This is a genomic window from Mesorhizobium kowhaii, from assembly GCF_003253745.1.
In the GTDB taxonomy this organism is placed as follows: domain Bacteria; phylum Pseudomonadota; class Alphaproteobacteria; order Rhizobiales; family Rhizobiaceae; genus Mesorhizobium; species Mesorhizobium kowhaii.
In genome coordinates, this window is sequence record NZ_MZXV01000024.1 from 1 (window position 1) to 3,907 (window position 3,907).

Genomic DNA, 3,907 nt, shown 5'->3' on the forward strand with positions numbered 1-3,907 from the left:
CCGAGGCGGACGTGATCAAGACCATGATGCTGAAGGAGACGGTCGACGGCGAGTTCACGACCGTCCAGGACGTTGCGGAAGCAGCGCTGTTCCTGGCGGCCTTCCCATCGAACGCGCTGACTGGCCAATCGATGGTGGTCAGCCATGGATGGTTCATGCAGTAGCGGGGTTCGGAGACGCGCGTCTTATCGCCCGCGATCTCCCTCCTTATGTAGGATCAATCTCCGCTACTCGTCATACCTGCTTTCCGCTTACCGCGTGCCGCTCGCCTCGGAGGAGCAGGTCACATCGCCTTTTCGAGGTCTCAACCCCTTCGAGTTCGAAAACCCTGACCTCTTCTTCGGCCGCGCTCGAGCCACTGCTGCCTGCTTGGAACCTCTGGAGCAGCAGGCTGTCAAAAGCAAGGCATTCCTATTCATTTATGGGATGAGCGGCTCCGGCAAGTCTTCTCTCCTTCGAGCCGGGCTGCTGCCTTCCATGCCGCGCCATCCCCAATCGTGCCGCCCCGCGTGATCAGGGCCTCAGGGTTGATCACGAACGCCACGACGAGCGCAGGTTCAACGGCCCGAAGGACCAACCCGGCCGGATCGGTCGTCAATCCGCTCTCGGCCTGGTCGAACCGCGTGCCTTCCGCCTCGACGCTGCCGGTATAGACGAAGAAATACCGGCTCCACCCTGGCCTATGTGGAAGCGCCGCCGATGCGCCTGCCTCCAAACGGATGTCATGGAGGTCGATGTCGTTGCGCACGACGAACGGAGCAGCGCCACCTTCGGGACCGACGAGATGCCGCCACCGGTTGGGCTCGGGAGTCGCCAGCGATCCATGCTGGATGCGAGGCTCCAGATCAAGCGTGTGCGGCCGCACGAAGATCTGCAACATCCGAAGCGGCGGGTCACCGGCGAGCGTGCGCTCCTCGTGCCAGAAGCTGCGGCCCGCATTCATGACCATGAGGTGGTCCGGGTCGGTGATGAGGTTGCCCGTCGTGCGGTCATTGTGCCGCATGACGCCATGGGGCACCTAGGAGATGATCTCGTCCTGCACGTGCTCGTGCATCGTGATCCAAGTGTCGGAAGCCGTGAACGACTCGGCAATCAGCGCGAGTGGGCCATAACCATGGTCAGGATGGCCGGGGATGTTGAGCCCCGGCATGGCAGCGTGGACGACGAACTTGCCCTGGTCGATCACCATGGGGGCTCTTTCGGCCTTGTAGCGCATGCTTTTCCTCCTGAACCTCAGGCTGCCAGCGAAGTAACGAACAGGCGCTCGATCTGCTCATGCGCCGAGATCATCGCTTGTTCCACGGCCTCAGGCCCCATGTTGGTGCCTTCGGCGCGAACGATGGCCACGTCAGTGATGCCCGTGAACCCGAGCACACCACGCAGGTAGGCCTCCTGGTGGTCGAGGGCGGCCTCCAGGGGCGTGCCGGCGTACATCCCACCGCGCGAGGAGGCGATCACGACGCGCTTGCCCCCGGCGAGCCCCACCGGGCCGGATTCGGTGTACTTGAAGGTGCGGCCGGCCTGAGCGATGCGGTCGATCCAGGCCTTGAGCGGTGTGGGCAGGCTGAAGTTGTACATGGGCGCCCCGATCACGACCGCGTCGGCGGCGAGGAACTCCTCGACCAGATCGTCCGAGAAGGCAATCTGCACCCGCTCCTCATCACTCAGGCCCGTCAGGTCGCGGGAGCGCATGGCCATCATCACGCGCCCCGTCAGGTGGGCCGGGGGCGCGGCCGCCAGATCGCGATAGGTGACCCGAACGTGAGGATTGGCCTGCTGCCAGGCGCGCACAATGGAGGCGGTCAGCTTGCGCGAGGTGGAAAAGTCGCCGAGGGCGCTAGAGTCAATATGAAGAAGCGTCTTGGTCATGGAATCCTCCGGGACTGGCCCAATTGGCCGTCCTTGCTGTCCCACCGAACATAACCGTCGAACGACGTTGCCAATAGGAGGCCTCCATGGCACTCACTGTTCCAACAATGGAACGACGGTGGGCGGCAATGCAGGATCTCAACGACCTCTATTTCTTCGCCAAGGTGGTGGAGCACAAGGGCTTCGCGCCCGCCAGCCGGGTGCTCGGCATTCCAAAGTCAACCCTGAGCCGGCGCGTGTCGCTTCTGGAGGAGCGGCTCGGCGTGCGGCTGCTTCAGCGCTCGACCCGCCGCTTCGCTGTGACCGAGATTGGGCAGGGCTACTATCGGCATTGCCTCGCCATGGTGACCGAGGCCGAGGCGGCGCAGGAGGCAGTCGAGCGCGTCCAAGCCGAGCCGCGGGGACTCATTCGGGTGAGTTGCCCGATGATGCTCAGCCTGACCACCGTGGCACCGCTGGTTTCGCGCTTCCTCGCAGAGCATCCGCGTGTGCAGATCCACTACGAGGTGACGAATCGGCGCGTGGACGTGATCGAGGAGGGCTTCGACGTGGCGCTCCGGGTCCGAATGCCGCCGTTGGAGAGTTCGGATTTGGTCATGAAAGTGCTGGGAGAAAGTACCTTGCTGCTGGCAGGGAGCCCGGCGCTGCTGGACCGGCTGGGCCGCCCCCTATTACCTGCCGACCTGACGCGCTTCGAGAGCCTGGGCTTCAGCTTGGCCGGCGGCGAGCACGCATGGCGGCTGACAGGGCCGGACGGAACGGTGGAAGCGGTGCCCCACCAGCCGCGACTGACCACCGACGAGATGATGACTTTGCGCCAGGCCGCGCTGGACGGTGTCGGCATCGTGCAACTGCCGGACTACATCCTGACGGGGGACATCGCTTGCGGGAACCTGGAGGTGTTGCTGCCTGACTGGTTACCCCCGAGGGGCATCATCCATGCAGTCTTTCCGTCCCGCCGCGGCCTCCTGCCCGCCGTGCGCCGTTTCATCGACTTCCTTGCGGTCAAGATGAGGGAACCTTGACGCGCTGCCTCTTGGCGACCTTGTGGGACTACATGGCCTAGGTAGAGTGCGCAACCTACTCTCCCCATTGGATCCGGTCTGAGAGGACATCCGCCACTGCCAGCGCGCCATGCTCCCGGATCCGAGCGAGCCTGGCGGCCCGCTCCACCTGTTCCAGGCGGGAGAGATAGGAATCGAACTCGAGCGGCAGTGCCGGGTCCTCCAGGGTGCGAAAGCGCGCGAGGTCTTCGGGCTTCATGGTGAAGACAGCGAGAAGCGGGGGTATGCGGCGCTCTTCGTGTTTGCAGAACGGCATACAAGCGTAAACTAAAGGGTTGTCGAAGTCGCCCGCATTCCCGCCCGCTAGTGTCCGCCACCTATTTGCGTCAGATCAGGAAGTCCACTTCTTGCGCAGAGTGGCCTCAAGGGCGGGAACAAACGATGGCCGCTTGCAGAATACGGACGTGGTCAGCTCGATGACCGAGATGGGGCGCAAAGCTGCCGTTCGCCCCGTGGAAGACGGGACGTCGGGTTCGGGTCCAAAGCGCCTACAGCAACCAAGATCATTGGTCTTTGGGAAAGTAGGCTATTGGATTTTTTGTGGGCCCGAATTGGAACGTTCCCCTATTGTCTCGTATGGTTCCGCCACCGCCGTGGACTTGAATTGGCCATACCAATGCCTGGTTCGCACCGATATCGTTGAGACCGTATTCTGCGTCGCCCACCGCGCCGATGCGGGCCGTTGGGAGGAGCCAGGCCCGTGCACCTGCGGCCAAGCGCCGAAGCGAATGTCAAACCCCTCGGCCTGGCCAGGGAAAAAAGGGAGGATAAGTGCATGAGCGTGACGATGAGAAGGACACTTCCGCGCTCGACCATCGTGGCCGCCGCCACGATGCTCGCCGCTGCGATCTCCACCTTGCCGGCGCAGGCGCTCGACGCCCAATGGTGCAAGGACGTCCACATCCGCTTCTTCGTCGGCGGCGCCGAGGGCGACGCCTTCGGCACCATCGTCTACAATGGCGCCAAGCAGGCGG

General features: G+C 63.7%; 6 protein-coding genes and 2 pseudogenes. 4 read left to right on the plus strand and 4 right to left on the minus strand.

What is annotated here, in order from left to right; all coding sequences use genetic code 11:
• Both B5V02_RS41500 and B5V02_RS42410 read left to right on the plus strand, forming a co-directional pair.
• Positions 1-164 (plus strand): annotated as a pseudogene (locus B5V02_RS41500) (3-hydroxybutyrate dehydrogenase); the annotation flags it as partial.
• Positions 145-513 carry an nSTAND1 domain-containing NTPase gene (locus B5V02_RS42410; RefSeq protein ID WP_342633854.1) on the plus strand — a complete coding sequence of 123 codons (369 nt, stop codon included), beginning with the start codon at positions 145-147 and terminating at the stop codon, positions 511-513. The pseudogene B5V02_RS41500 and the gene B5V02_RS42410, both read left to right, overlap by 20 nt.
• Here B5V02_RS42410 and B5V02_RS10645 read toward each other — a convergent pair.
• The 3 genes from B5V02_RS10645 to B5V02_RS10650 are packed head-to-tail and all read right to left on the minus strand — an operon-like array spanning position 416 to position 1,869.
• A complete protein-coding gene (locus tag B5V02_RS10645) occupies positions 416-1,003 on the minus strand; it encodes a pirin family protein (RefSeq protein ID WP_208647067.1) in 588 nt (195 codons plus the stop codon). The genes B5V02_RS42410 and B5V02_RS10645 overlap by 98 nt on opposite strands.
• Positions 1,004-1,018: 15 nt before the next feature.
• Positions 1,019-1,216, minus strand: coding sequence for a hypothetical protein (locus B5V02_RS41090; protein WP_208647068.1), 198 nt, complete (start codon positions 1,214-1,216; stop codon positions 1,019-1,021).
• 17 nt (positions 1,217-1,233) lie between these two features.
• A complete protein-coding gene (locus B5V02_RS10650) occupies positions 1,234-1,869 on the minus strand; it encodes an FMN-dependent NADH-azoreductase (protein ID WP_111544180.1) in 636 nt (211 codons plus the stop codon).
• Positions 1,870-1,997: 128 nt separating this feature from the next.
• On the opposite strand from B5V02_RS10650, the gene B5V02_RS10655 reads away from it, so the two are divergent.
• Positions 1,998-2,894 (plus strand): LysR substrate-binding domain-containing protein, encoded by an 897-nt coding sequence (locus B5V02_RS10655; RefSeq protein ID WP_111544181.1) that lies wholly within the window; start codon positions 1,998-2,000, stop codon positions 2,892-2,894.
• A gap of 55 nt (positions 2,895-2,949) precedes the next feature.
• On the opposite strand, the gene B5V02_RS10660 is transcribed toward B5V02_RS10655, so the two are convergent.
• The gene (locus tag B5V02_RS10660; protein ID WP_146606042.1) at positions 2,950-3,132 is read right to left on the minus strand and encodes a hypothetical protein; all 183 of its coding nucleotides are present in this window, start codon (positions 3,130-3,132) and stop codon (positions 2,950-2,952) included.
• A 576-nt stretch (positions 3,133-3,708) separates the two neighbouring features.
• On the opposite strand from B5V02_RS10660, the pseudogene B5V02_RS10665 reads away from it, so the two are divergent.
• Positions 3,709-3,907 (plus strand): annotated as a pseudogene (locus B5V02_RS10665) (substrate-binding domain-containing protein); the annotation flags it as partial.

Bases quoted from the DNA above. Each gene is read 5' to 3' on its own strand.
- B5V02_RS41090 (WP_208647068.1), bottom strand. From the start codon at position 1,216: ATGCGCTACAAGGCCGAAAGAGCCCCCATGGTGATCGACCAGGGCAAG.
- B5V02_RS10650 (WP_111544180.1), bottom strand. From the start codon at position 1,869: ATGACCAAGACGCTTCTTCATATTGACTCTAGCGCCCTCGGCGACTTT.
- B5V02_RS10660 (WP_146606042.1), bottom strand. From the start codon at position 3,132: ATGAAGCCCGAAGACCTCGCGCGCTTTCGCACCCTGGAGGACCCGGCA.
- B5V02_RS10645 (WP_208647067.1), bottom strand. From the start codon at position 1,003: ATGCGGCACAATGACCGCACGACGGGCAACCTCATCACCGACCCGGAC.
- B5V02_RS10655 (WP_111544181.1), top strand. From the start codon at position 1,998: ATGCAGGATCTCAACGACCTCTATTTCTTCGCCAAGGTGGTGGAGCAC.
- B5V02_RS42410 (WP_342633854.1), top strand. From the start codon at position 145: ATGGATGGTTCATGCAGTAGCGGGGTTCGGAGACGCGCGTCTTATCGC.